The sequence below is a fragment of the Sphaerisporangium flaviroseum genome (assembly GCF_039537005.1).
In the GTDB taxonomy this organism is placed as follows: Bacteria; Actinomycetota; Actinomycetes; order Streptosporangiales; family Streptosporangiaceae; genus Sphaerisporangium; species Sphaerisporangium flaviroseum.
Window position 1 is genome coordinate 370,824 of the sequence record NZ_BAAAZR010000028.1, and the last position, 23,550, is coordinate 394,373.

At 72.0% G+C, this 23,550-nt stretch carries 24 protein-coding genes; 3 read left to right on the forward strand and 21 right to left on the reverse strand.

Annotated features, from left to right (window positions below):
• Positions 1-5: 5 nt before the first annotated feature.
• The 10 genes from ABD810_RS29550 to cutA form a co-directional block, all read right to left on the reverse strand.
• Positions 6-443, reverse strand: a complete 438-nt coding sequence (locus ABD810_RS29550; protein ID WP_344947718.1) for a pilus assembly protein TadG-related protein — start codon at positions 441-443, stop codon at positions 6-8.
• Positions 440-805, reverse strand: a complete 366-nt coding sequence (locus tag ABD810_RS29555; RefSeq protein ID WP_344947721.1) for a TadE family protein — start codon at positions 803-805, stop codon at positions 440-442. Before ABD810_RS29555 ends, ABD810_RS29550 begins: the two co-directional genes overlap by 4 nt.
• Before the next feature lie 140 nt (positions 806-945).
• Positions 946-1,413, reverse strand: coding sequence for a TadE/TadG family type IV pilus assembly protein (locus tag ABD810_RS29560; protein ID WP_344947724.1), 468 nt, complete (start codon positions 1,411-1,413; stop codon positions 946-948).
• Complete coding sequence (locus ABD810_RS29565) at positions 1,410-1,634, reverse strand: Flp family type IVb pilin (RefSeq protein WP_344947727.1); 225 nt, start codon at positions 1,632-1,634, stop codon at positions 1,410-1,412. The genes ABD810_RS29560 and ABD810_RS29565 overlap by 4 nt, the downstream gene beginning before the upstream one ends.
• The gene (locus ABD810_RS29570) at positions 1,635-2,558 is read right to left on the reverse strand and encodes a type II secretion system F family protein (RefSeq protein WP_344947730.1); all 924 of its coding nucleotides are present in this window, start codon (positions 2,556-2,558) and stop codon (positions 1,635-1,637) included.
• A complete protein-coding gene (locus ABD810_RS29575) occupies positions 2,551-3,462 on the reverse strand; it encodes a type II secretion system F family protein (protein WP_344947733.1) in 912 nt (303 codons plus the stop codon). Before ABD810_RS29575 ends, ABD810_RS29570 begins: the two co-directional genes overlap by 8 nt.
• A complete protein-coding gene (locus tag ABD810_RS29580) occupies positions 3,459-4,766 on the reverse strand; it encodes a TadA family conjugal transfer-associated ATPase (RefSeq protein WP_344947736.1) in 1,308 nt (435 codons plus the stop codon). The genes ABD810_RS29575 and ABD810_RS29580 overlap by 4 nt, the downstream gene beginning before the upstream one ends.
• Positions 4,763-5,551 (reverse strand): hypothetical protein, encoded by a 789-nt coding sequence (locus ABD810_RS29585; RefSeq protein ID WP_344947739.1) that lies wholly within the window; start codon positions 5,549-5,551, stop codon positions 4,763-4,765. The genes ABD810_RS29580 and ABD810_RS29585 overlap by 4 nt, the downstream gene beginning before the upstream one ends.
• Before the next feature lies 1 nt (position 5,552).
• Complete coding sequence (locus tag ABD810_RS29590) at positions 5,553-6,254, reverse strand: hypothetical protein (protein WP_344947742.1); 702 nt, start codon at positions 6,252-6,254, stop codon at positions 5,553-5,555.
• Between the two features lie 370 nt (positions 6,255-6,624).
• The gene (cutA, locus tag ABD810_RS29595; protein ID WP_344947745.1) at positions 6,625-6,972 is read right to left on the reverse strand and encodes a divalent-cation tolerance protein CutA; all 348 of its coding nucleotides are present in this window, start codon (positions 6,970-6,972) and stop codon (positions 6,625-6,627) included.
• A 408-nt stretch (positions 6,973-7,380) separates the two neighbouring features.
• On the opposite strand from cutA, the gene ABD810_RS29600 reads away from it, so the two are divergent.
• Positions 7,381-8,055: a COG4315 family predicted lipoprotein gene (locus tag ABD810_RS29600; protein WP_344947748.1), complete on the forward strand. Its 675-nt coding sequence runs from the start codon at positions 7,381-7,383 to the stop codon at positions 8,053-8,055.
• A 73-nt stretch (positions 8,056-8,128) separates the two neighbouring features.
• A complete protein-coding gene (locus ABD810_RS29605; protein ID WP_344947751.1) occupies positions 8,129-12,817 on the forward strand; it encodes a type VII secretion EssC family protein in 4,689 nt (1,562 codons plus the stop codon).
• Between the two features lie 179 nt (positions 12,818-12,996).
• Here ABD810_RS29605 and ABD810_RS29610 read toward each other — a convergent pair whose 3' ends face one another.
• The 11 genes from ABD810_RS29610 to ABD810_RS29660 all read right to left on the reverse strand — a co-directional run bounded on the left by ABD810_RS29610 (position 12,997) and on the right by ABD810_RS29660 (position 22,933).
• Positions 12,997-13,947: a hypothetical protein gene (locus tag ABD810_RS29610; RefSeq protein ID WP_344947754.1), complete on the reverse strand. Its 951-nt coding sequence runs from the start codon at positions 13,945-13,947 to the stop codon at positions 12,997-12,999.
• The gene (locus ABD810_RS29615) at positions 13,944-14,576 is read right to left on the reverse strand and encodes a hypothetical protein (protein WP_344947757.1); all 633 of its coding nucleotides are present in this window, start codon (positions 14,574-14,576) and stop codon (positions 13,944-13,946) included. Before ABD810_RS29615 ends, ABD810_RS29610 begins: the two co-directional genes overlap by 4 nt.
• Positions 14,577-14,637: 61 nt before the next feature.
• Entirely contained in the window at positions 14,638-17,649 is a 3,012-nt protein-coding gene (locus ABD810_RS29620) for a BTAD domain-containing putative transcriptional regulator (RefSeq protein ID WP_344947760.1), read from the reverse strand.
• Between the two features lie 5 nt (positions 17,650-17,654).
• Positions 17,655-18,089 carry an Rv3654c family TadE-like protein gene (locus ABD810_RS29625; protein WP_344947763.1) on the reverse strand — a complete coding sequence of 145 codons (435 nt, stop codon included), beginning with the start codon at positions 18,087-18,089 and terminating at the stop codon, positions 17,655-17,657.
• Positions 18,086-18,529, reverse strand: a complete 444-nt coding sequence (locus tag ABD810_RS29630) for a TadE family protein (protein ID WP_344947766.1) — start codon at positions 18,527-18,529, stop codon at positions 18,086-18,088. The genes ABD810_RS29625 and ABD810_RS29630 overlap by 4 nt, the downstream gene beginning before the upstream one ends.
• Complete coding sequence (locus ABD810_RS29635; RefSeq protein ID WP_344947769.1) at positions 18,526-18,996, reverse strand: TadE family protein; 471 nt, start codon at positions 18,994-18,996, stop codon at positions 18,526-18,528. The genes ABD810_RS29630 and ABD810_RS29635 overlap by 4 nt, the downstream gene beginning before the upstream one ends.
• A complete protein-coding gene (locus tag ABD810_RS29640; protein ID WP_344947772.1) occupies positions 18,983-19,213 on the reverse strand; it encodes a hypothetical protein in 231 nt (76 codons plus the stop codon). The genes ABD810_RS29635 and ABD810_RS29640 overlap by 14 nt, the downstream gene beginning before the upstream one ends.
• Before the next feature lie 16 nt (positions 19,214-19,229).
• Positions 19,230-20,141, reverse strand: coding sequence for a type II secretion system F family protein (locus ABD810_RS29645; protein ID WP_344947775.1), 912 nt, complete (start codon positions 20,139-20,141; stop codon positions 19,230-19,232).
• Positions 20,138-21,034 carry a type II secretion system F family protein gene (locus tag ABD810_RS29650; protein WP_344947778.1) on the reverse strand — a complete coding sequence of 299 codons (897 nt, stop codon included), beginning with the start codon at positions 21,032-21,034 and terminating at the stop codon, positions 20,138-20,140. The genes ABD810_RS29645 and ABD810_RS29650 overlap by 4 nt, the downstream gene beginning before the upstream one ends.
• A 112-nt stretch (positions 21,035-21,146) precedes the next feature.
• Positions 21,147-21,971 carry a hypothetical protein gene (locus ABD810_RS29655; protein ID WP_344947781.1) on the reverse strand — a complete coding sequence of 275 codons (825 nt, stop codon included), beginning with the start codon at positions 21,969-21,971 and terminating at the stop codon, positions 21,147-21,149.
• A gap of 5 nt (positions 21,972-21,976) precedes the next feature.
• Entirely contained in the window at positions 21,977-22,933 is a 957-nt protein-coding gene (locus ABD810_RS29660) for a hypothetical protein (RefSeq protein ID WP_344947783.1), read from the reverse strand.
• A 316-nt stretch (positions 22,934-23,249) separates the two neighbouring features.
• Between ABD810_RS29660 and ABD810_RS29665 the strand changes: the two genes are divergently transcribed.
• The gene (locus tag ABD810_RS29665) at positions 23,250-23,549 is read left to right on the forward strand and encodes a hypothetical protein (protein ID WP_344947786.1); all 300 of its coding nucleotides are present in this window, start codon (positions 23,250-23,252) and stop codon (positions 23,547-23,549) included.
• Position 23,550: the final 1 nt, after the last annotated feature.

A 23,550-nucleotide genomic window follows, 5' to 3' on the forward strand; every position in this document is an offset into this window, starting at 1 on the left:
CCCGGTCACGGCTGCTGGTCGCCGGGATCGGGGCCCGCGGTCGCGGTGCCGGACATCGCGGAGCCGGAGAACCCCAGCGCGGCCAGGAAGAGCGCGTCCCAGCGGGCGCTGACCGCGACGGTCACCACCGCCTGGCCGGCGCCGATACTGCACCGGGTGAGCCGGACGTCCGCGTCGTCGTGTGCCGCGACGATCGCCCGGGCCTTGCCGCAGACCGCGCCCTCGTCACCGAGCAGGCGTACCTGTCCGGTGACCCGCAGGTTCTCGACGTCGATCTGGTCGGCGGCCGCCCGTGCCGCCTGCTCGGCGATGTCGGATGCTCGCAGCCTCGCGTTGATGGCCGCTCCACCGTCGACCAGGAGTCCCGCGAGCAGGAACACCACCACCGAAAAGATCACGACAAAGACCGACATCGAGCCTTGGTCTTCCTGGAGCGATCTCATTCGACCCTCCGGAACTGCTCCAGCGGCACCACCGAGCCGCCCTTCATCTGCTTCAGGGCACCGAACCCGAGGAAGTCGAGCTTCAGGTCGCAGGTCACGGTCGCCCGGACGCTGCCGCCCTCCTTCCAGTCGCTTCCGGAAAGGCTGACCTTGGGGCTGCACTGGCCGGTGAGCGCCGCCTGGGCGGCGCCGCGCGCCGATCGCTCGGCGGTGCTCAGCGTCCGCTGCACCGACGCGGCGCGCGCGGCGTCCCTGGCGGCACCGTTGACCTCGCCCTGCGCCTCCACGACGCGACCGGCCCCGACAAGGAACATCAGGAAGAGCAGGAAGACCGGCGCCAGCATGACGGTCTCCACCGCCATCGACCCCCGATCACGCCCGGCCCCGCGCCCTCCCCCGCCGGACACCCCGCGACCTCGACGGCCGGTGGCCACGCGACCTCGCCCACCGGACGCCACGTCCGCCGCCACGCCGGGCGGCATCGTACGGCCGCCGGAACCTCTCAGCCGCACCCGTCGCTCCCGTCGTCGGGGCGGAAGCACTCCACCGGACCGCCGAACCGGGAGGTGATGGTGAACGCCGCGCGCGGAAGCAACGGGATGACCGAGACGCCGCCTCCGGCCACCTCGACACCGCGCTCGCCGCCACGTTCCCAGGCCCGGGCCCGGGCGCCCGCGAGCAGCAGGGGCCCGATCGCCCGCACGACCTCCAGGGACCTGGCCTCGGCGGCACGTTGCCAGCCGCTTCCACGGGCCCCGGCGGCACGCGCGACCCTGGCGCCCTCCCTCGCCGCCGCGTCCGCCACCTGGCGGCCGTGGAACCACACGACCGACTGCACGACCAGCAGCACCACGATGAGCAGAACCGGAGTGAGCAGCGCCAGCTCGACCACGGTCGCCCCGCGATCACGCCGAGGCGTGCCGGGGCGCCGGCGGGCGGTGGCCCTTGGGAACGGGCGCCGCGCGGTCACGACTTTCCGCCGCCCCCACCGAAGTTGCTCTGGATCTCGGCCTGCTTCTGGGTGACCAGGGTCTTGATCAGCGTGGCCAGGCCCAGGGCCACGCCGGCGATGATCGCGGTGATGATCACCCATTCGACGGCGGAGGCTCCCCGCGAAGGGGCGGTCCTGGCGCGGTCGATCCGCACGTGAAGCACGGCGACCAGATACGTGAGCCACGGAGGTGTGAGCATCTAGGACCCCAACATCTTCATCGCTGCCGGAAAACTAAGAAAGATCACGAAGCCCGCGCAGAGCAGCAGCTGGGCGACCAGCATCGACTGGGAACGCTCGCCGGCCTGCCCCTCGACCTCGGCGAGCTCGCGGCGGCGCATCGTCGCGGCGCGCGCGGTCAGCGAGGCGCGCACCTTGGCGCCGTCGTCGGCCACCAGCCCCAGCGCCGCCGACAGGTCGCGAAGCTCGTCGACGTTGATCTCGTCGCCGAGCTGGCCCAGTGCCTGCCAGGGAGTGATGCCGACGATCCTGGCGTTGGCCAGCGCCTCGCGGATGCGGGCCATCGCCCAGTTGGACGCGCTGCCGCCGTCGCCGACCGACACCGCCATCAGCAGCGCCTCGGGCACGCCCCTGCCGCCCGCGAGGTTCATCGCGACCAGGTCGAGGAAGGCGCCCACGGCGTGCCGGAAGTCCCTCCGGCGTACGGCGGCGTCCCGGCGGATCTGCAGGTCGGGAAGGAAGAAGAAGATCAGCGCGACGATCAGCGCCGCCCACAGCGGGACCTGGAGCGAGACGCCCCATCCCATCAGCAGCAGCCAGCCGACCAGGATGGGGAAAGCGAGCAGGCCCGACACCGCGAGCAGGACCTTGGTCGCCAGGTAGCCCTCGAAGGACCTGCCGAGCAGGGCCAGGTCGGCACGGGTGGAGCGGACCTCCCAGCCGCGCGCGGTGTAGAACCGCGCGAGCCGCTGGCCGAGACCCCGCCGGAAGGCGCTGACCTCCTCGTCTGGGCTGATGAGCTGGAGATGGAGCGTGCCGCCCTCGCGGGCGGAGTCGAGCGCCAGCAGGCGGGAGACCAGCCCGGGCCTCGGCGGGAACAGCGCCCTGATCAGCAGGAACAGCCCGAACCCGAAAACCGCGCCGGCGAGGACGTTCTCAACCATGGATGCCTCCGGACACGAGCTCGCGCTCCAGGGGAGCGCTGGACACCGGGCCGAGCAGGCGGGCGGGCTTGTCGAAACGGGCCAGCCGCCGCATCCAGGCGAACCCGGCGCCGAACAGCCCGGCGACCACGACCAGCACCGCCTGGCCGAGCAGCGAGTCGTACTCCTCGACGTAGGAGCGGTTGAAGACGACCAGGGCCGCGGCGAAGGCGACGGCCGTGCCGACCACGATCTGGACGCTGCGGCGCGTGGAGCGGCGCTCGGCCTCGACGCGGCGGCGCATGTCGAGCTCCTCGCGCGCGGAGACCGCGAGCGCGCCCAGCACCTCACGAAGGCCGGGGCCGCGCAGCTTGGCGTTCAGTATCAGTGCGGCGATGACCAGGTCGGCGGACGGGTCGTCGAGCTCGTCGGCGAACAGCCGCAACGCGTCCGCGAGCGGCATCCGGGTGTGCAGCCGGTCGACCATCGCCCGCAGGTGGGGCCGGAGCGTCGGCGCCGCCGCCCTGATGGAGGACGGGATGGCCTGCTCGAGCCCCGCCGCGCCCGCGATGGTGTCCCTGAGGGACTCGGTCCAGGCGGCCAGCCCTTCGAGCCTGCTCATGGCCGCTCGCTCCTCCGCCGCGCCGCCGGTCAGGCCACGCCAGGCCAGGACCAGGAACACCGCTCCCACCGCCATGACCGGCCAGCCCGTGACCACCAGCACCAGCCCGCCGGTGATGGTCGCGACCGCCGACCGCGTGGAGAGCCGGCGCACGACCTCGCGGCGCCGGGCGCTGCGGTCGGGGGTGGCCGGCCCGGGACGCAGGCCGTACAGTGCCAGGCCGAACAGGAACAACCCGCCGCCGGTCACGGCGCCGGCGATGATCGCCAGTGGGTCGAACAGCCCGGCCGGCAGTGAGATCATGACCACGCCCCCGCATTGGGGTCGTAGCCGTGGAAGGCCAGCTCCTCGATGCAGGCGATCGGAGCGTGTGGGACGGCGTAGCCGTCGGGGCCCGGGGCGAACACCTCGGAGGACAGGACGCGGCCGTCACAGCCCGCGACCTCACGGACGCTCGCGACGAAACGGCGCAGCCGCCCGCCGACGTGGTAGTCGTTGCGCTTCTCGATGAAGACGACGAAGTCGATGGCGCCCGCGATCAGCATGTGGGACGCCTCGATCGGCAGCCGCTCCTCGGCCTGAAGTGCGTAGGTGGCGATGCGGTTGAACACCTCCATCGAGGAGTTCGCGTGGATCGTCGACAGCGACCCGTCGTTGCCCTGGGTCATGGCGTTCAGCATCGTCACGATCTCGTCGCCCAGGACCTCGCCGACGATCACGCGGCTGGGGTTCATACGCAGCGACCGCCGCACCAGCTCGGCCATGGTGATCTCGCCCTGGCCCTCGGAGTTGGGAAGGCGGTGCTCGAACGCCACCACGTTGGGGTGTAGCTCGGGGAACTGGTCGAGGCCCAGCTCCAGCGCGCGCTCGACCGTGATCAGGCGCTCGTGGGACGGGATCTCGTTGGCGAGGGCACGCAGCAGCGTCGTCTTGCCGGCGTTGGTGGACCCCGCGATCATGATGTTCTTCCTGGCCGCGACGGCCGCCGCGAGGAAGCGGCCGAGCTCGGCGGTGAGGGTGCCGTTGCCCACCAGGTCGCTGAGGAAGACCTTGCCCAGGCGGGCGCGGCGGATGGACACCGCGGGGCGCACCGTGACGTCCATGACCGCCGACAGACGTGAACCGTCGGGCAGGCGCAGGTCGAGCTGGGGGTTGGCGGTGTCGAAGGCACGGCTCGACAGGCCGCTGTAGGCCGCGAGGATCTGGATGAGCTCGATCAGCTCCTCGTCGGACTCGGCCACGGGATCGTGGGTGAGCTCCTGGCCGTTGGCGTACCCGACGAACACGCGGTCGCAGCCGTTGACGTCGATGTTCTCGACTTCGGGGTCGTCGAGCAGGGGCTGCAGCCGGCCTACGCCGAAGAGCGCGGCATGGATGCCGGCCGCCAGGGCCTCCTCCTCCTCGGCCGTCGGAGGGGTGCGGCCTGAGCCGATCTCGTTGCGCGCGTGCTCCTCCAGCACCTGGGAGATCAGCGCCCGCGCGAACTGGCGCTCGTCTTCACCCGACATCGGTACCAGGCCGCTCGCCTGGTCGAGCCTGCGCTGGTGCGCCAGGCGATCACCGACCTCCTGCCGGAACCGCTTCACCAGCGTGTGGTCGATGCTCATTTGGCTCTTTCCCCCGTTCGTGGGCGTGACAGGTCTGTGGCGGACGCACGGCCCGGCGCGACGCGGGCGGCGAGGCGCCCGGCGAGCTCGCGTGCCGTGCGGATCAGCAGGGATCGGTCGAGACGGCCGCCCCACTGACCTCGGAGCAACTCCGCACCCTTGGGGTCGTACGCCAGACCTGCCACGAAGGCGACGTCCCTGCTGGTAGCGGCGACGATGCGGCGCACCTCGTCGATGGAGCCGCGGTAGGAGCGCGGATCGGCGATCACCACCACGCCGACCTGCCCGCTGATCAGCATGAGCCGCTCGCGGAGGTGGGCCACGTGGTCGAGGCTCGGCCGCGTGAACAGCAGCGTGAGCTCCGCCTCGGCGATCAGGTCGCTCATCTGCGGGTGGACGCCGAGCCTGCCGCAGTCGGCGAGCACGTCGGCGCCGGGCAGCGCGGCCAATGCCCTTCCAAGCGGGCCCCACAGCCAGGTGAGCCCGGCGGACTGCTCGCCGTTGGTCAGGCCGGTCAGCACGTCGAGGCCGCCGACCAGCTTCTGGGTGTGCTCGTGGATCTGCTCGGGATGCAGGCCGCGGCGGGCCGTGGCGCCGAGGCTCAGCAGGCCGCGGCCCGGGTTGAGCACGGCGCCGTCCACGCCGGGCAGGCGGTAGACCAGGTCGCCTCCCGACGGGTCGCATTCGGCCAGCAGCACCGGCCGCGGCCACACCGCACCGAGCGCCGTCGCGGCCGTGGTCACGCCGGGCGCTCCCTTGTCGGCGGCGAGCGCGATGAGCGCCACGTCAGCCGGCTCCGGCGAGCTTGCCGAGGGCGATCTCACCGCTTGAGGAGTACATGGCGATCGTCGGGGAGACCGTCGCGTCGACGATGATCGACACCAGGCCCGAACCGCCGTCGTCACCGGTGCCCACGCTCTCGACCAGCGCGCTGGGGGCCAGCACCTTGCCCTGGGCCGTGCCGCGCCCCGAGCCCGGGACGTAGAGCACCTGGACGTGGTCGCCTCTCTGCAGGCTCAGCGGCACCTGGCCGGCCTTGAGCGCGAGGCCGAGGGTGATCTTGCCGGGGCCTGTCTGCTCGCTGGTCCTGCTGACCATCTGCTCGGTGAGCAGGGTGCCGGGAAGCAGGGTGACCCGGGCGAAGGTCGTGGTGACCTCCTGGCGGTGGCTCCAGCCGACGTAGCCGACGCCGGTGTCGGCGATCTGGACCTCTTCCATCGCCTCGGGGAGGATCGGCTGCCCGGGGCCGATCTGCTGGGTGATCTGGATGGCCGAGACGCGGTCGCCGCTGCGGATGACGAGCAACGTGGTGGCGAGCGCTCCGCCGAGGACGAGCAGCAACGCGAGGGCGGCCAGAGCCGGCTTGCGCTCGCGAGGGGGCATGGGGAGCTTGCGGGAGGCCGGTCCGGACAGCGCGCCCGGCGTCCCCGGACGCTCCGCGTTGACGGACGCACGGCTGTCGCGGTCGGGTTTCTCGCTGATCCTCATGGGTGGGGGGCTCCCGAATCAGGGACCGGGCCGACACCCTCACCATGCGCTGATATCGATCACCACAGGGGCTGATCGAGATGAACCGCATGACCACGGTGCGGGACGGCATGGTCACGGATATGTAAGGACGGGGGTCGGTCGGGTTATGGTCCGGAATTCTCCTGCCATTGTGTGCAGCTTGCACCAAGCCCAGGGATAGAAACCGGACCCATGCTTATCCACTATGGATTAGCTGTCAACGGGAGCGTCAAGAATCACCAAGGTCCCGTGACGCCACTCGTTGTGAAATATCGGCTGTTATTCCCCTTTGTATCGTGCGTATCGGCAGTCACACTTACCACTCAGGTTTCCCCCGAGAAGGCGCATCTTAACCGCCGGTCTCACGGGCTTCGCCCCCCGGCCCCGTCTCCTCGTCGATCCAGTGCAGATACGCGTCGAGGCCGCCCTCGACGGGCAGGCTGATGATCTCCGGGGTCTCGTACGGATGCTCCCGGCGGATGTGGTCGACCAGCTCGACCGACCGCTCACGGGTGGTCTTGACGAGCACCAGGAACTCCTCGGCCGTCTCGACCTGGCCCTTCCACCGGTAGGTGCTCGTGACGGGCCCGACGATCTGGGCACAGGCGGCCAACCTGGCGGAGACGGCGGACCGGGCGAGCTCGGCGGCCTTGGCCCGGTCGTCGATCGCGACCTGGACCTGCACGTACTCCGGCATGGCAGTCCTCTCCCCTTCGCCGCACCGGCCCCCACGGCCGGATGTCCACAGCTTTGTCCACAGTGACGGCACGGTATCCCCAACACCTATCTGCCCGATTCGTGGAGATAAATCCGGTTTAAGGCTGAAATCATGCCGCAACATCCGAGGGTTATCCACAGGATGACCGGTTATCCACAGCCATCGCCCACAGTCGGCGCTGTGGGAAACGGGCGGCCCGGCCGGGACCTCCCCGGTGACCACCCAGGCTAGCGGTCTTTCTATATCGGTCTTTTAGCTTGAGACCATGCGAAATAAGGACGTGTGTGCTGAAACCCGGATGAGAGGGAAGGTACAGCTACGTCCCCCCTCGACAGATACACAATCCGGCCCGACTGCTGGGTGCGGAGCTCCTGAGATGGAGGGGTCATGAAAAGAATCCTGGCGTCGAGCCTCGGGCTGGCCACAACCGTCCTGCTGGTGAGCGCGTGCGGCGGAACCGGCAAGCCCTCGGCCAACTACAGCCAGGCGGCGGCGAACGCCACCGAGTCGCCGACGACCACGGGGACCCCCACCTACCCCGGGACCTCACCCACCGCCACGGGCACCGCCACGGGCACCGCCACGGCCACCGGCACACCGACCGGCACCGCCACCGCCTCTCCCGGAGCGTCGCCGACCGGGACCACGACGATGATGACCCCGATGCCGACGCCCGCGAACGCGATGATCAAAGTGGCCGACTCGAGATTCGGCAAGATCCTCGTCGGTGAGAACGACAGGACGCTGTATATCTTCGAGAAGGACCAGGAGAACACGTCGCACTGCTATGACGCCTGTGCGATCGCCTGGCCCCCGGTCCTCACACTCGACAAGCCGCGGGCGGGCACCGGAGTGAAGGCGAACCTGCTCGGCACCACGACCCGGAAACAGGGCGAGAAGCAGGTCACCTACAACAAGTACCCGCTCTACTACTACAGCGGCGACACCAAGCCCGGCGACCACAACGGCCAGGGCAAGAACGAGTTCGGTGGCAAGTGGTACGTCGTCAACCCTGACGGCAAGAAAGTGGATAGGGGGACGGGCACCCCCGGGTCTGGTTGACGTAAACCTCCGGACCGGGCGAACTCCCGTCGCTACGTTGAAACGCGGGAGCCGGACCCGGAGGAGACGCCGCATGCGGATCATGCTTACCGTGGTCTCAGAGCACGGCCATCGCGACGTCGTCGTCGATGGCGACGAGGAGACCACGGTCGCGGGCCTCGCCGCCGCGTTGAAAGGCGCGCCGGCGGAGCACCGCGGAAATGTCGTACGGCTGTCACGCGCCCGCGCGCCGTACGGTCTGGGCGGGCAGGCCCGCCCGCGCGGGCGGGAGGTGCCGTCGCTGTGGGTGGACGGCAGGCGGCTCGACCCGGACGCACCCATGGTGGCGGCGCTCCGCGACGGGGACCTGGTGACCCTCGACCAGCGCGCCGCCGGGTCCACGGTACTGGCCGAGCCCGGCGGCGTGATCGAGATCAGGGTGGCCGGCGGCCCGGCCGCGGGTTCGGTGCACCGGCTGGGGCTGGGAGTCCACCTCATCGGGTCGGATCCCGCGTGCGCGGTCTCGGTCGACGACCACCACCTGCCCGCCGAGGCGGCCGAGGTGCGCGTGACGCCGGGTGAGGTCCTGGTCAGGTCGGTGTCGTCGGCCGGAGGTGCCCCGGCGAAGATGTCGCGAAGGGCGCGGCGGAAGGCCAGGCGGCGGGCGCGCGGCAGAGGGGCGGGCAAGGCCGCGGAGACCGGCGCGGAGAAGGCCGAGATCATCGGGGCCCTGACCCGTGGCGCCGCGCACACCGTGCCGCGGCTCGCGGGCGAGCCGGTGGCCGCTCCCCGGCCCTGGCCGGAGGGGACGCCGCTCACCTGCGGAGGCTCGGTCCTCGTGCTGCGGGCCACCGAGCCGCCCGACGCGCACCTGGATGTCCTGCCCGAAGGAGGCCTCGCCTACAACCGCCCGCCCCGGCTCCTCCCTGCCGAGCGCCGCAGGCGGTTCGAGGTGCCGGCCGAGCCCAGCCGGGGCGAGGGGGTGCGTCTGCAACTGCTGGCCGCCTGTCTCCCCGCCCTCCTGGGGTTCGCCATGTTCGCGGTGTTGCAGGTCTGGTACTACCTGCTGATCGCCCTGATGACGCCCCTGATCATGATCGGTCAGTGGATCAGCGACCGGCGCCACGGCCGCAGGCAGTACCGCCAGGCCGTCAAGGCGTACAAGGAACGCCTGGCCGCCTTCGAGGCGGCGGTCGAGAAGGCCAGGGCCGTGAACGAGGTCGAGCGCCGTGCCGCCTCCCCCGACCCGGCCGAGCTCCTGCTGACCGCCACCGGCCCCCGGCGGCGGCTGTGGGAGCGCAGGAGCCACGACCCGGACGCGCTCCGCCTGCGCATGGGCCTGGCCGACCTGCCCGCCGAGATCGATTTCGTGCCCGAGCGCGGCGCGTCCCCCGACATCGCGATGCCGGACCCGCCGGTCTCGGGTGCCGTGCCGGTCTCCCTGGCGATGCGGCGGCTGGGCGTGGCCGGCATCACCGGCACGCGAGAGGTCGCCCTCGGGCTCGCCCGGTCCCTGGTCGGCGCCGCGGTGACCCTGCACAGCCCGCGCGACCTGGCCGTGGTGGTGCTCTCCGCCAACGCCGACGGGGCCGCCCAGTGGAGCTGGGCCCGCTGGCTCCCGCACTGCGCGCCCCGGGAGGCCGACTGCGTCGCGCTGGTGGGCGCCGACCCCGAGGCGGCGGCCCAGCGCGTGTCCGAGCTGGCCGCGCTGATCAGCGAGCGTCTGGGCGACGACGACGCCCACGGCCTGGGCTCGCTCGCCCAGGTCAAGGGATGGGGACGGTCGTTCCTGCCCGAGGAGGAGCCCCTGTTCGCCTCCTACGACGACCGCCCGTACGACGTGCTGGTCATCCTCGATGGCGCCCAAGTGCTGCGCGCCCTCCCCGGGATGCCGCAGGTGCTCCGGCAGGGGCCTCGCGCCGGGGTGTACACGATCGCCATCGACGAGAACCAGCGGCTGCTCCCCGAGGAGTGCGCCACCGTCGTCGAATGCGGCCCCGAGGGGTTCGTACGGCTGCGCGGCGGAGGACTCGACTCCATCGGCGAGATCCTCGCCGACCAGGTCTCGCCCGCCTGGTGCGACCGCCTCGCCCGGTCCCTGTCCCCGCTGCGCGACGTGAGCAGGGACGACGCGACGGCCGCGCTCCCTTCTTCCGTGCGGCTGCTCGACCTGCTGGAGCTGGCCCCGACCGGGCGCGCGGTGGCGGCGCGGTGGCGGTCGGGAGGCCGGACCACCGAGGTGCCGATCGGCGTCGGCGCGGACGGTCCGTTCAGCGTCGACCTGCGCACGGACGGCCCCCACGCGCTCGTCGCGGGAACGACGGGCGCGGGCAAGTCCGAGCTGCTCCAGACGCTGATCTGCTCGCTCGCCGTGGCCAACCGCCCCGACGAGATGACGTTCGTGCTGATCGACTACAAGGGCGGCGCCGCGTTCAAGGAGTGCGTGCGGCTGCCGCACACCGTCGGCATGGTGAGCGACCTCGACGAGCACCTGACGCAGCGGGCGCTGGCCTCCCTGGCCGCCGAGATCCGCCGCAGGGAGCGGCTGCTGCTGGCGGCCGGGGCCAAGGACGTCGACGAGTACCACGAGCTGCGTGACCACCCGCACGCACCACCACCCGGCGGGGTGGCGGCGATCACCGGCTCCGCACCCCTATCCCCGCTCCCGCGGCTCCTGCTGATCATCGACGAGTTCGCCGCCATGGTCGCCGAGCTGCCGGACTTCATGGACGGGCTGGTCGACATCGCCCGGCGTGGCCGCTCCCTGGGCATCCACCTGGTTCTCGCCACCCAGCGTCCCGGGGGCGTGGTGACCGCCGACATCCAGGCGAACACCTCGCTGCGGATCGCGCTGCGCGTCACCGAGGCGAACGAATCGGCCGACGTCATCGCCGGCCCCGAGGCCGCGCACATCTCCAAGTCCACTCCCGGACGGTGCTACGTGCGGTCGGGTGTGGGGGCGGCGCAGGCGGTGCAGACGGCGCGGGTCGGCGGGAGGGTTCCGGAAGCGGCGCGCCGCAGCTCCGGGCCGAGGGTCGTGGAGGTCGGCTGGCGCGACCTCGGGCACCCACTGCGTACCGGCCCGCAGGCGGGCGTCCCCGGCACCGGGAACGGCGGGCCGACGAGCGACCTGGCCGTTCTCGTGGACGCCGTCGTGGACGCCGCCCGGCTGGCCGGCGTCGGGGAGCAGGCGAGCCCGTGGCTGCCCCCGTTGCCCGAGACGGTCCTGCTGGAGAGGTCCGCGCACGCGGGCGAGGAGGTGCCGCCGCTGGCGTTCGGCCTCACCGACCTTCCCTGGGCCCAGGACCGCAGGCCGCTGGTCCTCGACCCCGCCCACGGCGGGCACCTGCTGATCGCCGGCACGGCCCGCACGGGCAGGTCCACGGCCCTGCGGACCCTGGCCGGTTCCATCGCCCTGCACGCCTCGCCCGAGGACGTCCACCTGCACGCCATCGACTGCGGCTCGGGCGCCCTGCTGCCGCTGGTGGCGCTCCCGCACTGCGGCGCGGTCGTCACGCGTGACCAGCTCGACCGCGTGGAGCGCCTGCTCACGCGACTGCGGTCCGAGGTCGGCCGCAGGCAGCAGCTCCTCGCCGAGGCCGGGTACGCGTCCCTGACCGAGGCCAGGGCCGCGAGCAGGAGGGACGCCTCAGGCGACACCACGCTACGGATGCCGTGGCTCGTGCTGATGCTCGACCGCTGGGAGGGCTTCGCCGCGGCGTTCGAGGGCTACGACTACGGGCGGCTGCTCGACGCGCTCATGCAGCTGCTCCGCGAGGGACCGGCGGTCGGGCTGCGCGCCGTGGTGACCGCCGACAGGTCCGGTCTGCTCGGGCAGATCTCCACGCTGTTCGAGGACCGGCTCGTCATGAGGCTGGCCGATCCCGCGGACTACGGCCTGGCCGGGCTCCCGCCACGGAGCCTGCCCTCCTCCATGCCGCCGGGGCGGGCGATCACCATCGGGGAGCAGGGTGTCGTGGAGAGCCAGATCGCGCTGCTCTGCGACGACCCGTCCGGACCCGCGCAGGTCGCGGCCCTGCAGGCGCTCGCACGTACGGCCGCGGAGCGGTTCCCCGGGCCGGGCCCGCTGCTGAAGGTGGACGCCCTGCCGATGCGCATCACCTCGTCCCAGGCGCTGGAGCTGAGCCCCGGATTCAAGGCGCCCTCGCCGCTGTGGGCCCTGCTCGGCGCGGGCGGCGACTCCCTGGCGCCTCTCGGCGTGGACCTGCTCGCGCAGGGCCCGGCGGCGGTGATCGCCGGACCGTCGCGGTCGGGCCGGTCCTCGGTGCTGCTCACGGCCGCGCGCTCGCTGCTCGGCCAGGACACCCCTATCGCCGTGGTCGCCCCCCGCCGCAGCCCGCTGCGCGAGCTGTCCGGGCAGCCCGGCGTGCTGGCGGTCCTCGGGGGCGACGGCGAGGCCGGGGACCTGCCGGGCGTGCTCGCCGACCGTGACCGGTACGTCGTGATCGTGGACGACGCCGAACTGGTGTCGCCCGACTCGCCCCTCGGCATGGCGCTGGAGGGAACGCTGCGCAGTGGCAGGGACGGCGAGCACGGGCTGCTGATCGCGGGGACGACCGGAGACATGGCGACCGCCTACCGGGGGTTCGTGGCCGAGGCGCGAAAGGCGCGGACCGGGCTGCTGCTGTCGGTCCAGAGCCCGGCCGACGGCGACCTGTTCAACGTGCGGCTGCCGCGGGGAGCGGTCGGCGGCCCGCCCGGGCGGGGCCTGCTGGTGGTCTCGGGTACGGCCACCCCGATCCAGACGGCCCTGACACCCTGAACCCGCCGGCTCACGAGCCGGCCTTGTGACCGATGCCCACCCCGATCGAGCCGGGACGGCCCTGACCTCCTGAGCCCGCCGGTCGCTTCCACCTGGCCGAGACGGTTGTCACCGCCGGTGAGGCCGTGACCGTCCCTCGCGAGAACGGGCACGGCCGGTGCCGGCGGAACGGATGACGGTCAGCGGGTGACGTTGGACTGGATCTCGTCGATCATCACCGTGGTGCTGGAGGAGACCGAGCCCGGCGGCAGGTTCACCCCGGCGACGTTGGTCGTGACATCCCAGGTCTGGGTCACGGTGAGCTGGTAGGGCGATCCCAGTGAGGCTCGTTTGTACTTCACCCAGCATCCGTTGCTGACGTCCATGCCCCTGCGGTAGGTCGGACATCCCCCGGCGAGCACGTGCGGCGGCTCTTCGAGGGCGGCCCCGTGCACGTCGATCAACACCTTGGTCGGCCGCGCAACGATGCGGGCGAACAGGCCGGGGAAGCCGGGCACGAAGGCGATGACGTCGCGGGGCGCCTGCCTCTGCACGCCGACCCAGGTCTCCAGGCCCACGAAGGAGCGCCCGCCCGGCGGGTTGATGCGGATCACCGGGTCGGGCAGCGTCAGGTTGGCCCGGGCGATCAGTGCCAGGTCGGTGGGGTCGATGATCTTGTCGTTCGGGATGGCGGGCGGGCGCGGTCCGACGTAGATCCAGAAGGGGTCGGTGCTCATGTAGCAGTCCCAGCCCGCCGGGGTCCCGTCGTCGGTGAGGAACCAGAAGATCTTGCCGGTCTCGGCGGCATGCGGCCTGATCTGTTCGAGGATGTCCTCGTACCAGTCGTGCGCGGGCTTCTGATCCTCCGGCCCCTGGTGCATCCAGGCGAAGCGGATGCGCTCGGCCCACTGGCGCATCTCCGCGTAGGTGTACTGCGGCTGGTACCAGCAGTGCGGGGGGTCGAAGTTCACGGGGATGTTCGGCTTGCCGCCCTTGGCCCCCGAGCCCTTGATCCGCACCAGGTTCTTCACGTACACATCGAAGTTCTTGCCATCGCCCGACCCGCCGCCCGGAGCCGCGGCGGAGGCCGGTAAGGCCGTCCACGCCGACATGGAGGTGATCAACGCGATGGCGGCGAGCAGTCGTCTCATGCCTGGCACTCCTTGGCCGCCGGGTGGTTGCCGGGTGACGCCTGGTAGGCGTAGACCCTCCACCGGTCTCCCTCTAACGTCATGATGATCCGCATCTTGTAACGCGAAGCCTTACGTCGGCCGAACGACCAGGAGACCTGGCCGGTCGTCACGCTCTTCGTCCCGGCCCGCGACTCGTCGCCGCACGCGACGAGCGTCACGCGGGCGCCGGTGGCCGAGTACACCTGTACGTCGTGCGCGCGGATGACTCCGACGGGACGGACCTTCTCGGCCGCCCAGCCGGCCACCACCCGCTCGAACACCGCGTTCTGGCTGCCGGGCTGCTTGGAGAGCAGATCCCGGTAGCGCGTGTCCTGGCCCTCGGTCGCGACGGCGTACCACCAGCGGCGCCAGACGTCACGGAAGGCGCGCACGGCGGGCGCCCCCTCGCCGGAGGCGGACGGGGCCTCGTACAACACCCGCAGGTCGGAGGGGAAGGCGAGGTCTTCCTTCGCGGCCGGAGCGGCCTTGGAGGAGCGGAGCGGCGCGGGGGCGGCGCTGGCCGCCTCGCCCTTGGGGGTGAGCGAGTAAGAATCTTCGCCGCAGCCCGCCGTCATAGCGGACACGAGCAGCACCGTCGAAACGGTCACCACCGATCTCCGCATCACAGATCCCTCAAGGCGCAAAATTCCCACTAATTGGTCATTGATGTTAGCCAGCCGCCCGTTCCCGTACAGGGGAAGGAAGCAATTCCTCGATCAACGCTTCGGTCTCGGGAACGAGCCGTCCCCAGTACTGGGACGCGGCGGCGCGCTGCCGCAGCGTCCCCACCCAGAGCTGCAGCGTGCCGAGCTCCCCCGTGGCGTGCGCGGCCCGCAGCAGGTCGCGCCAGAGGCTCTCGTCCCCCTCGGAGACCCGCAGCCCCGCCAGCGCGGCGGCGATGGCTCCGTCGGGGTCCCCCGCGTGCATCCGCAGCTCGCACAGCCGGTGCGCGGCGTCGGACACCCGGGCCGTGACCTCCGGGCTCACCGGGTCGGCGGTGAGCCACACGTAGCGCCCGGCCGGGTGCCCCGCCATCAGCGGCCCGCGGACCAGCGCCAGAGCGTCGTTCAGCGCCGCCGCCTCCCTCCCGGGATCGTGCCGCGCCAGCCGTACGAGCTCGCGGAACAGCTGCCAGTCCACGCGCACCTCGGGCCCGAGGTGCAGGCGGCCCTCGGCGTCGGCGTACAGGTTGAACCGTCCGGCGCTGTCCTTGCCCAGCCACTCCTGGGCACGGGAGATGGTGGCGTCCCGCACGACGGCCTCCACGCCGCGCGGCCACAGCACCCCGCCCAGCACCCTCGGATGGACCCCGCCCGGATGGGTCGCCAGGTAGGCGACCAGCTCCGAGCACAGCGGCATGCGCTCCTCCTCCAGAGGACGGGCCGCGAGCACCTGCACCGTGCCCAGCACCTGGACCTCGGCGGAAGGGCGGAAGGACGGGTGGAGCTGGGCCGCCGCCGGGCCGCTCGGCTCCAGCTCGCCAAGCGGCCGCATGCCGCCCTGCACCGCGGTGCGGAAGAGCTCGATGACCTGCGTGTACTGCGACTCGGGCAGGAGCTGGCCCGCCACGTCGAAGCCCAGCGCCTTGATCCCGGCACGACCGTCGTCGGCGAGCTCCCAGGTCCACACAGACCCCGGCACTCCCTCACCGGCCACCAGGTATCCCGAGGACAGTCGCGTGCCGGTACGGGCCAGCTCGGCGAGCCGTGCGGCCTCCTCAGGGGTGGGCGGCACGGCGGACAGCAGGTAGGTGGGCGTCCATGCCTCGCCGTGCAGTCCCCGCGAACGTCCCGTCAGCACGGAGTCGGCTCCGGCGGCGGCCAGTGCGCGCTGGACCTCCTCCGTACGGGCGGACAGCTCGGGCAGCACCTCGGCGAGGCTTCCCGCGACGGTGATGCGGTCGGGGGCCACCATCGCCAGCTCGGGGCCGAACCCGACCAGGATGAGCTTCATGTGGTCCGACCAGCGGTTGGTCGCCAGCTCGACGGCGACCGCGGCCAAGGCCGCCGCCACGATGTGCCCCGGTCCGCGCAGGTTGATCAGGCCATGGGCGGTCTCCAGGTCGATCAGCACCCGGCCGCCCTCGTTCGTGCCGATGGAGACGAGCCCCGGGTAGGGCGCGAGGGTGTCGGACACCGCCTGCTCGGTCAGCAGCCGCCCTTCTCGGGCGTCCAGCCGCCAGACCTGGCCGCCGTCGACGGCCGTCCAGGGCGCGGGGGCGTCCTTGTCACCCGGATGGATCCACAGGTCGATGTGGGTGGAGGCGAGGAAGGCCCCGTAGACGGTCGGCGGCGTGCGGCCCTTGGCGCCCAGTTCCTTGCTGAGATGGCGGAGCCCGAGGTCGAGCAGCCTGCTGCCCGCCTGGTCGGCGCCGAGGAGCAGCGCCACCTCCGCGAGCGCCGCGTCACCGGTGGGCACCGGCAGCCTGCGGCCGAACGCACGGGCCCACAACTGTTCCCTGCGCCTGCGTCCGAGCGCCGCGAGCAGGCCGGCGGCGGCGAGCGACCCGGCGGCGACGAAGTCGGGGATCACCGCCCCCACCTGCCATCCCCCCTCGGCGGCGCCCTGCCCGTCCCGCCGGTCGGCGCTCGCCGTGGTGCCCTGCCGTTCCTCCAGAAGCTGCCGGAGCCCGCGCAGGTCCTGGGTGTCCGCGGAGTCCCTCAGGGCGATGCCCACCTGGTCGACGCGGACCTCCGCGCGCCTGTCGGGATGCGTCTCGGCCCACCTGTCGGCAAGGGAATCGGTGCCGGGGGGCGTGAGGGCGTGCGTGCCGGGGTGCGTCTCGGCCCACCTGTCGGCAAGGGAGCCGGTCTCGCCATCGGGCGGCGTGAGGGCGTGCGTGCCGGTGGGGGAGTCGGCGTGGGCGCCGACGTACTGCGTGGAACCGTCGAGCTGGGCGGGCTTTCCCGGGTGCCGCTCCAGGATCTCGGGGCGTTCCTCGTCGACCGAGACGGTGTGCACGCCGGTGGCGTCGTCGGGCATGTCCAGCACCCACCCCGGCCGGATCAGGCTGGCGATGTGCAGCTTGCTCCCGTCGGGCTGCTCGCGGTGCTCGTTCAGCTGGTAGATCTCGCGGTACCTGCGCCCCTCCCCGAGGCACTTCTCGGCGATCTCCCAGAGGCTCTCGTGGTGGCGCCCATGGGGGGGCTGCACGACGTACACCTTCTTGGTGGCCTTCACCTGGGAGAGCGGCACCGCCTGCTCCCCGTACTCGCTCAGAGGGCTCTCGGCGTTCGCCGAGATCACCGAGACCGCGCTGGGGGGCGCCTTGGCCGGGATGACGGAGGTGACGACGGGCGCGATCGCCGCGGCCGCGGTGAACAGCAGCAGCGCGGCGGTGACCAGCCGGTGCGCCACCGCCTGGGTGCCGCGTGCGAACGGGACCCGGGTCGGCACCCCGACCTTGCGTATGCCCGACCACAGCTCGACCAGCACACAGACGACGAGTTGGAGCCAGGCCAGCCAGACCAGCACCGACAGCATGCCGAGCACCGTGCTCAGCCCCACCTGTTCGGTGAGGGTGTCCAGGGAGAGCCCGCCGTCGGGAAGCGGCGAGCCGAATACGCGGATCAGCGCGTACGGCACGCCGGCCACGAGGGCGAGCAGCGCGACGACGGCCAGGAGGCCGACCAGGATGTCGGCCGCCGACCGCTTCTGCACGCGTACGGGTGCTGTAGCCATGTCCTCTATCCCTGACCTGTCCGCGGCCCGGCGGTGGCGGTGGCCTCCATGGTGCCGCCGCCGAAGCCGATGATGGTCAGGAAGTATGCCTTCCATGTGAGCGTCACGGTGACCGTGACGTCCTGCGCGCCGTCACCGACCGCGCACGACGCCAGGACGGCGCTCGCGTCGGCGTGCGCGCCGACGATGGCGCCTGCCTTCGTGCACGCCTCCCCGTCGTCGAGGATGCGGACCTTGCCGGTGGCGCGCAGGTGGTCGACGTCGATGCTGTCCGCGCCCGCCCTGGCGGCCTGCTCCGCGATGTCTGCGGCGCGCAGCCTGGCGTTGATCGCCCCGCCGCCGTCGACGAGCAACCCCACCAGGATCAGTACGGCGACGCTGAACAGGACGGTGAAGACCGCCACGCTCCCGCGCTCGCCCGTCTCGCCCCCGTGCCTCACTCAACCCTCCGGAACTGCTCCAGCGGCGCCACGGCGGCGCCCGACATGCTCTTGACGGCGGAGAACCCGAACCCGGCGACGCTGCCGAGATCGACCTCGCAGGTGACCTCCACCCGCACCTGACCTCCCGGCTGCCACGTCGCGGACACCGCGACACCCGGGGCCCCCGTGCACGACCCTCCGAGGGAGGCGGCCGCCGCACTCTGGGCCGCCGACTCGGCCGCGCCGAACTCGCGCTCCACGGAGGCGGCACGCGCGGCGTCCCTGGCCGCGCCGTTGACCTCGCCCTGCGCCTCCACCAGCCGGCCCGCTCCCACGAGCAGGAACAGGAAGATCAGGAACACCGGCGCCAGCAGCACGAGCTCCACCGACATCGAGCCCCGCTCGCCATCGCCCACCGGCGGGCGGCGAGCGCCCGCCGCCGATTCCCATGGGCTCATTCACAGCCTCCGCTGCCGTTGTCGGGCCTGAAGCACTCGATGGGGCCGCCGAAGGTGGAGGTGATCCTGAACGACATGCCGGGAAGCAAGGGGACCACCGCGACGGCGTCGCCCTCGACCGTCACGCCGCGCTGATCCCCCTTCTCCCAGGCCTGCACCGCGACCGCCTGGAGCATCTTGGGCCCGACGGCCTTGACGATGTTCCTGGCGCGGGTCTCCGCGGCGCCCTGCCAGCCGTCCGAGCCGGTGCCGGCCGCACGCGCGATCCTGGCGCCCTCCCGCGCCGCGGCGTCCGCCACCTGCCTGCTGTGGAAGACGAGAGTGAACTGGACGATCAGCAGGATGACCACGAGAACGACCGGCATGATCAAGGCCAGCTCGATGACGGAGGCTCCGCGGTCGTCCCGCTTCCGCCTCCCCCGGCCCCGTCGGACCTTGATCGCGGAAGCCGGGTCAGGTTTTGGCACCGCCGCCGCCAAAGTTGCTCTCGATCTCGGATGACTTGGTCTTGACCAGACTCGAGATCAGGGTCGCCAGTGTCAGCGCCACGCCGGCGATGATGGCGGTGATGATCACCCATTCGACGGCCGAGGCGCCTCGGGTAGGGGCGGTACGGGCACGGTCGAGCCGCACCCGGAGGATGGCCATCAGGTAGGCCACTATCGGTGAGTCGAGCAGTTTCATCGGGACACGTCCCCTCTCATGATCCCAGCATCTTCATGGCCGCGGGGAAGCTGAGGAACAGCAGGAACCCCGCGCACAGCAACAGTTGGGCGACCAGCATCGACTGCGACCGCTCGCCCGCCTGACCTTCGATGTCCGCCAGCTCGCGGCGGCGCATGGTCTCGGCACGCGCGGCCAGCGACTGCCGCACCTTCGCGCCGTCCTCGGCGACCAGCCCGAGCGCCGAGGACAGGTCGCGAAGCTCGTCCAGGTTGACCTCCTCGCCGAGCTGGCCGAGCGCCTGCCAGGGCGTGATGCCGACGATCCTGGCGTTCCCGAGCGCGTCTCTGATACGCCACATCGCCCAGCCGTCACCGAGGGAGGAGGCCATCAGCAACGCCTCCGGCACTCCCCTGCCGCCCGCGAGGTTCATGGCGACCAGGTCGAGGAAGGCGCCGACGACGTGCCGGAAGTCCCGCCTTCTCGTGGCGGCGTCCCGCTTGAGCTGCAGGTCCGGGAGCATGAAGAAGAGCAGGGCGAGGAGGATGGCCGACCACAGCGGCACCGACAGCTGGAAGTCCCATCCCATCAGCGGGATCCAGGCGGCCAGGATCGGCGCGGCGAGCAGCCCGCCCGCGCCGAGCAGGCACTTGGTGGCGAGGTACCCCTCGAACGACTTGCCCAGCAAGGCGAGGTCGGCGCGTGCGGAGCGCAGCTCCCAGCCGCGTGCCTCGTAGAAGCGCGCCGCCGTCTCCCCGACCTTGCGGCGCAGCGGGCTGACCTCCTCCTTGGTGGTCACCACGCTCATGCGGGGCCCGGCCCCGCCCTGTCGTACGGCGTCGGCGGCCAGCAGCCGCGCGGCGAGGCCGGGGCGGGTGGGGAACAGCGCACGGAGCAGCAGGAAGACGCCCAGCCCGATGATGGCGCCTCCGATGAGCGGCTCGGTCATCGGGCCACCCCCGGCTCGGTGACGGGCAGCGCCGTGGCCCTGGCCAGCATCCGCTCGGGCTTGTCGTACTTGGCGAGCCGGCGCATCCAGGCGAAGCCGGCGCCGAAGAACGCGGCCACCACCAGCAGGACGAGCTGCCCGAGCAGACCCTGGTACTCGGCGACGTAGGAGGGGTTGAACACGATCAGCAGGCCGGCGAACCCGAGGGACGCGCCCACCACGATCTGGACGCTGCGCCGGGTGGAGCGCCGCTCGGCCTCGACCTTGCGGCGCACGTCCAGTTCCTCGCGGGCGGAGCCGGCGAGGGCGCTGAGCACCTCGCGCAGGCCGGGCCCGCGCAGCTTGGCGTTGAGTATCAATGCCGCGATGACGAGGTCGGCGGAGGGGTCGTCGATCTCGTCGGCGAACCGGTGGAGGGCGTCCGCCAGCGGCATCCGGGTGTGCATCCGGTCGACCAGGGCCACCAGGTGGGGCTGGAGGCTGACCGCCGCCGCCCGCACCGAGGCCGGGATCGCCTGCTCCAGGCCCGCCGCGCCCGCGATGGTGTCCCTGAGGGACTCGGTCCAGGCGGCGAGCGCCTCCAGCTGGCGCATCCCGACACGCTCCTCGGCGGCGCCGCCCGCCAGGCCGTGCCAGCCCAGGACCAGCAGGCCGGAGCCGATGGCGATCACCGGCCACCGGGTGAGGATCAGGACGACCCCGCCTACGGCCACCGCGATGCCGATGCGGGTGGAGAGCTTCTTGAGGCCGGCGCGGCGCTCCGCCGACCGGTCCGGGCGGACCGGCCCCTTGCCCGCGCCCATGAAGAAGGCCCCGAGCAGGAACAGGCCGCCGCCGATGGCCGCGCCGCCCAGAAGGATGAGCAGCATCTGGGACGCGGGAACGGGGATCACGCCGCGCTCCTCATCCGGGACGCCGGCACGGGGATCGCGCCGTGGCTCCGCATCCGGGACGCCGGCACGGGGATCATGCCGTGGCTCCGCATCCGGGACGCCGGCACGGGGATCATGCCGTGCTCCTCTCGGGGGCGGGCTGCGGGGCCTGGGCGTGGCGGCCGCGCTGGGCTCCGGAGTCGGCGCGGGTGAGCAGGTTGGCGGCGAGCTCGCGCGCCGAGCGGATCAGCATGGTGCGGTCGAGGCGACCACCCCACTCGCCGCGCAGCAGCTCGGCGCCCTTGACGTCGTGGGCCAGGCCACCGAGGACGAGGTCGGGCATCCCGGCCGCGGCCATGACCCGGCGCACCTCCCCCATCGCCCTGGCGAACTCCTTGGCGTCGGCGACCACCACGACGCCGAGGGGCGGCGGGGTACGGCTGCGCTCGGCCAGGGCCCTGCTCAGCGTCGCGATGCGGTCTCGCAGGTGGGCGACCTGGTCGAGCTGCGGGCGGGCGAACAGCACGACGAGGTCGGCCGTGCTGAGCAGCCCGTTGATCGAGGGGTAGGAGCCGATGCGGCCGCAGTCGGCGATGACGTCCGTGCCGGGCAGCGCTTTCAGTGACTGGGCCAGCGGCTCCCACAACCAGGTCAGCCCGGCCGCCTGTTCCGCTCCGCCGATGCCGACCAGAACCTGCAGGCCGCCGACCAGGCGCTGGGTGTGCTGGTAGATCTGCTGGGCGTCCAGCCCCTTACGTGCCACCGCTCCGAGGCTGAGCAGGCCGCGCCCGGGGTCGAGGGGGTGCCCCTGGTCGGCGGGCAGCCGGTAGGCGAGGTCGCCTCCGGCCGCGTCGCACTCGGCGAGCAGCGCCTGGCGAGGCCACACCGCCGAAAGGGCGGTGGCGGCGGTCGTGACGCCCGGGGCGCCCTTGTCCGCGGCGAGCGCGATCAGGACCATGTCGCTCAGCCCTGCCCGTCGATCGTGGGGCTGCCGGCGGTCGGCGTGACGGACGGCTTGGCGCTGCGCTGGCTGTTCGGCCGTTCGGTGGGCCGGTCGGGCTGCCGGACCGTCGGCGTGCGGCTGGGCCGCGTGCTCGCGCGGGGAGTCGTGGAGGGCTTCTTCGACGCGTTCGGGTCGGGCTCGCCGGTGGTGATGCCGTCCGGCTCGTCCGTCTGGCCGGCCGAGGGTTCGGCGGTGGGCCGCGTGGCCGCGTCGGCGGACAGTCCGGGCAGGTAGGCGAGGCCGATCTTGCCGGCCGACGCGAAGGCCACGATGGTCGCCGTGTCCTCGGTGTCGACGATGACCGAGACCGTGGTCGCCCCGGTTCCGGTGCCGCTCTGGCCACCGCCCACGTAGTTGACGAGGGCGCGGGCGGAGAGCACCTTGCCGCCGCTGTCCGTGCCGTCCTCGCCGGGTACGAAGATGACCTGGACCCGGTCGCCCTTCCTGAGACCAGCGGGCACCTGACCCGCCTTGAGCGACAGCCCGACGACCGCCTTGCCGGGGCGCAGCTCCGAGGAGGCCACCGCCACCATCTCGTCGTTCAGCAGGGTGCCGGGCACCAGGTCGACGGCGGCGAAGTGCTGGGCCACCTCCGTGCGCGCGGACCAGGGGATGTACTGGACGTCGGTGACGGCGATCTGCACTTCCTTGAGCGCCTGCACCGGGATGGGCTGGCCCGCTCCCACACGGGCACCGATCGCGATGGCCGACACCCTGTCACCGCTCTGGATGAACAGGACGGTCGTGATGAGGGCACCACCGATGATCAGCAGGATCGCCAGAGCGGCGAGCGCGGGTCTGCGCTCGCGGGGAGCGACGGGCAGCTTCCGTCCCGTCGGGGAGCCCGGGGACGGCACCTGGTCGGCGAGCCGTTGCGCCTCGGGGCCGCGGAAGGGGGTTTGCTCGGTAACCCTCATCGGTGAGGACTCCACAGTTGGGGGGACACTCCTGGCGGCACTGACATTACTCAAGTCAGCCAAGGATCGTCGTAATAAGCCCGGAAGCGACATCTATGTCTGCCTTTATTGGGAACTGAGAGTAAATGAATTGTTATCGTGGGTGACGGGGTATCTGACCGCCTGCCTTGACCGATGACGTAACGGCACGAGTTTGGACCGTTACATCCAGGCCGAAACCCCGGTGAGGGCCGTGACCCCGCCCGTAAATACGCCCTGATTTGGCGACTTGACCGGTATAGCCGCGTTGGTGTTGCCCGGGCGTTATGCTGCCCCGGTGGCGGAAGTGACGAACCCCCTGCACACCTACCTGACGCAGTTGCAGGGCCGCGTGCAGAAAGTGCAGGACGAACTCGGCAAGAAGCTCGACAAGCCGGCGAGCAACATGGCGAGCGGCAAGGTCTGGACCAGCGCCGCGGCCAAGACCTGGGGGGCGCGACTCGGCGAGCAGCACAGGGCGTACAACGACGCCCTGAACGGGCTCGACGACGAGCTGTCCAGCATGCTCGCGAGGACGCCGAAGACCTGCTCGCCGCAAGAGGCGAAGATGCTCCGCATGGATCTCCTGGGAGGGTAAC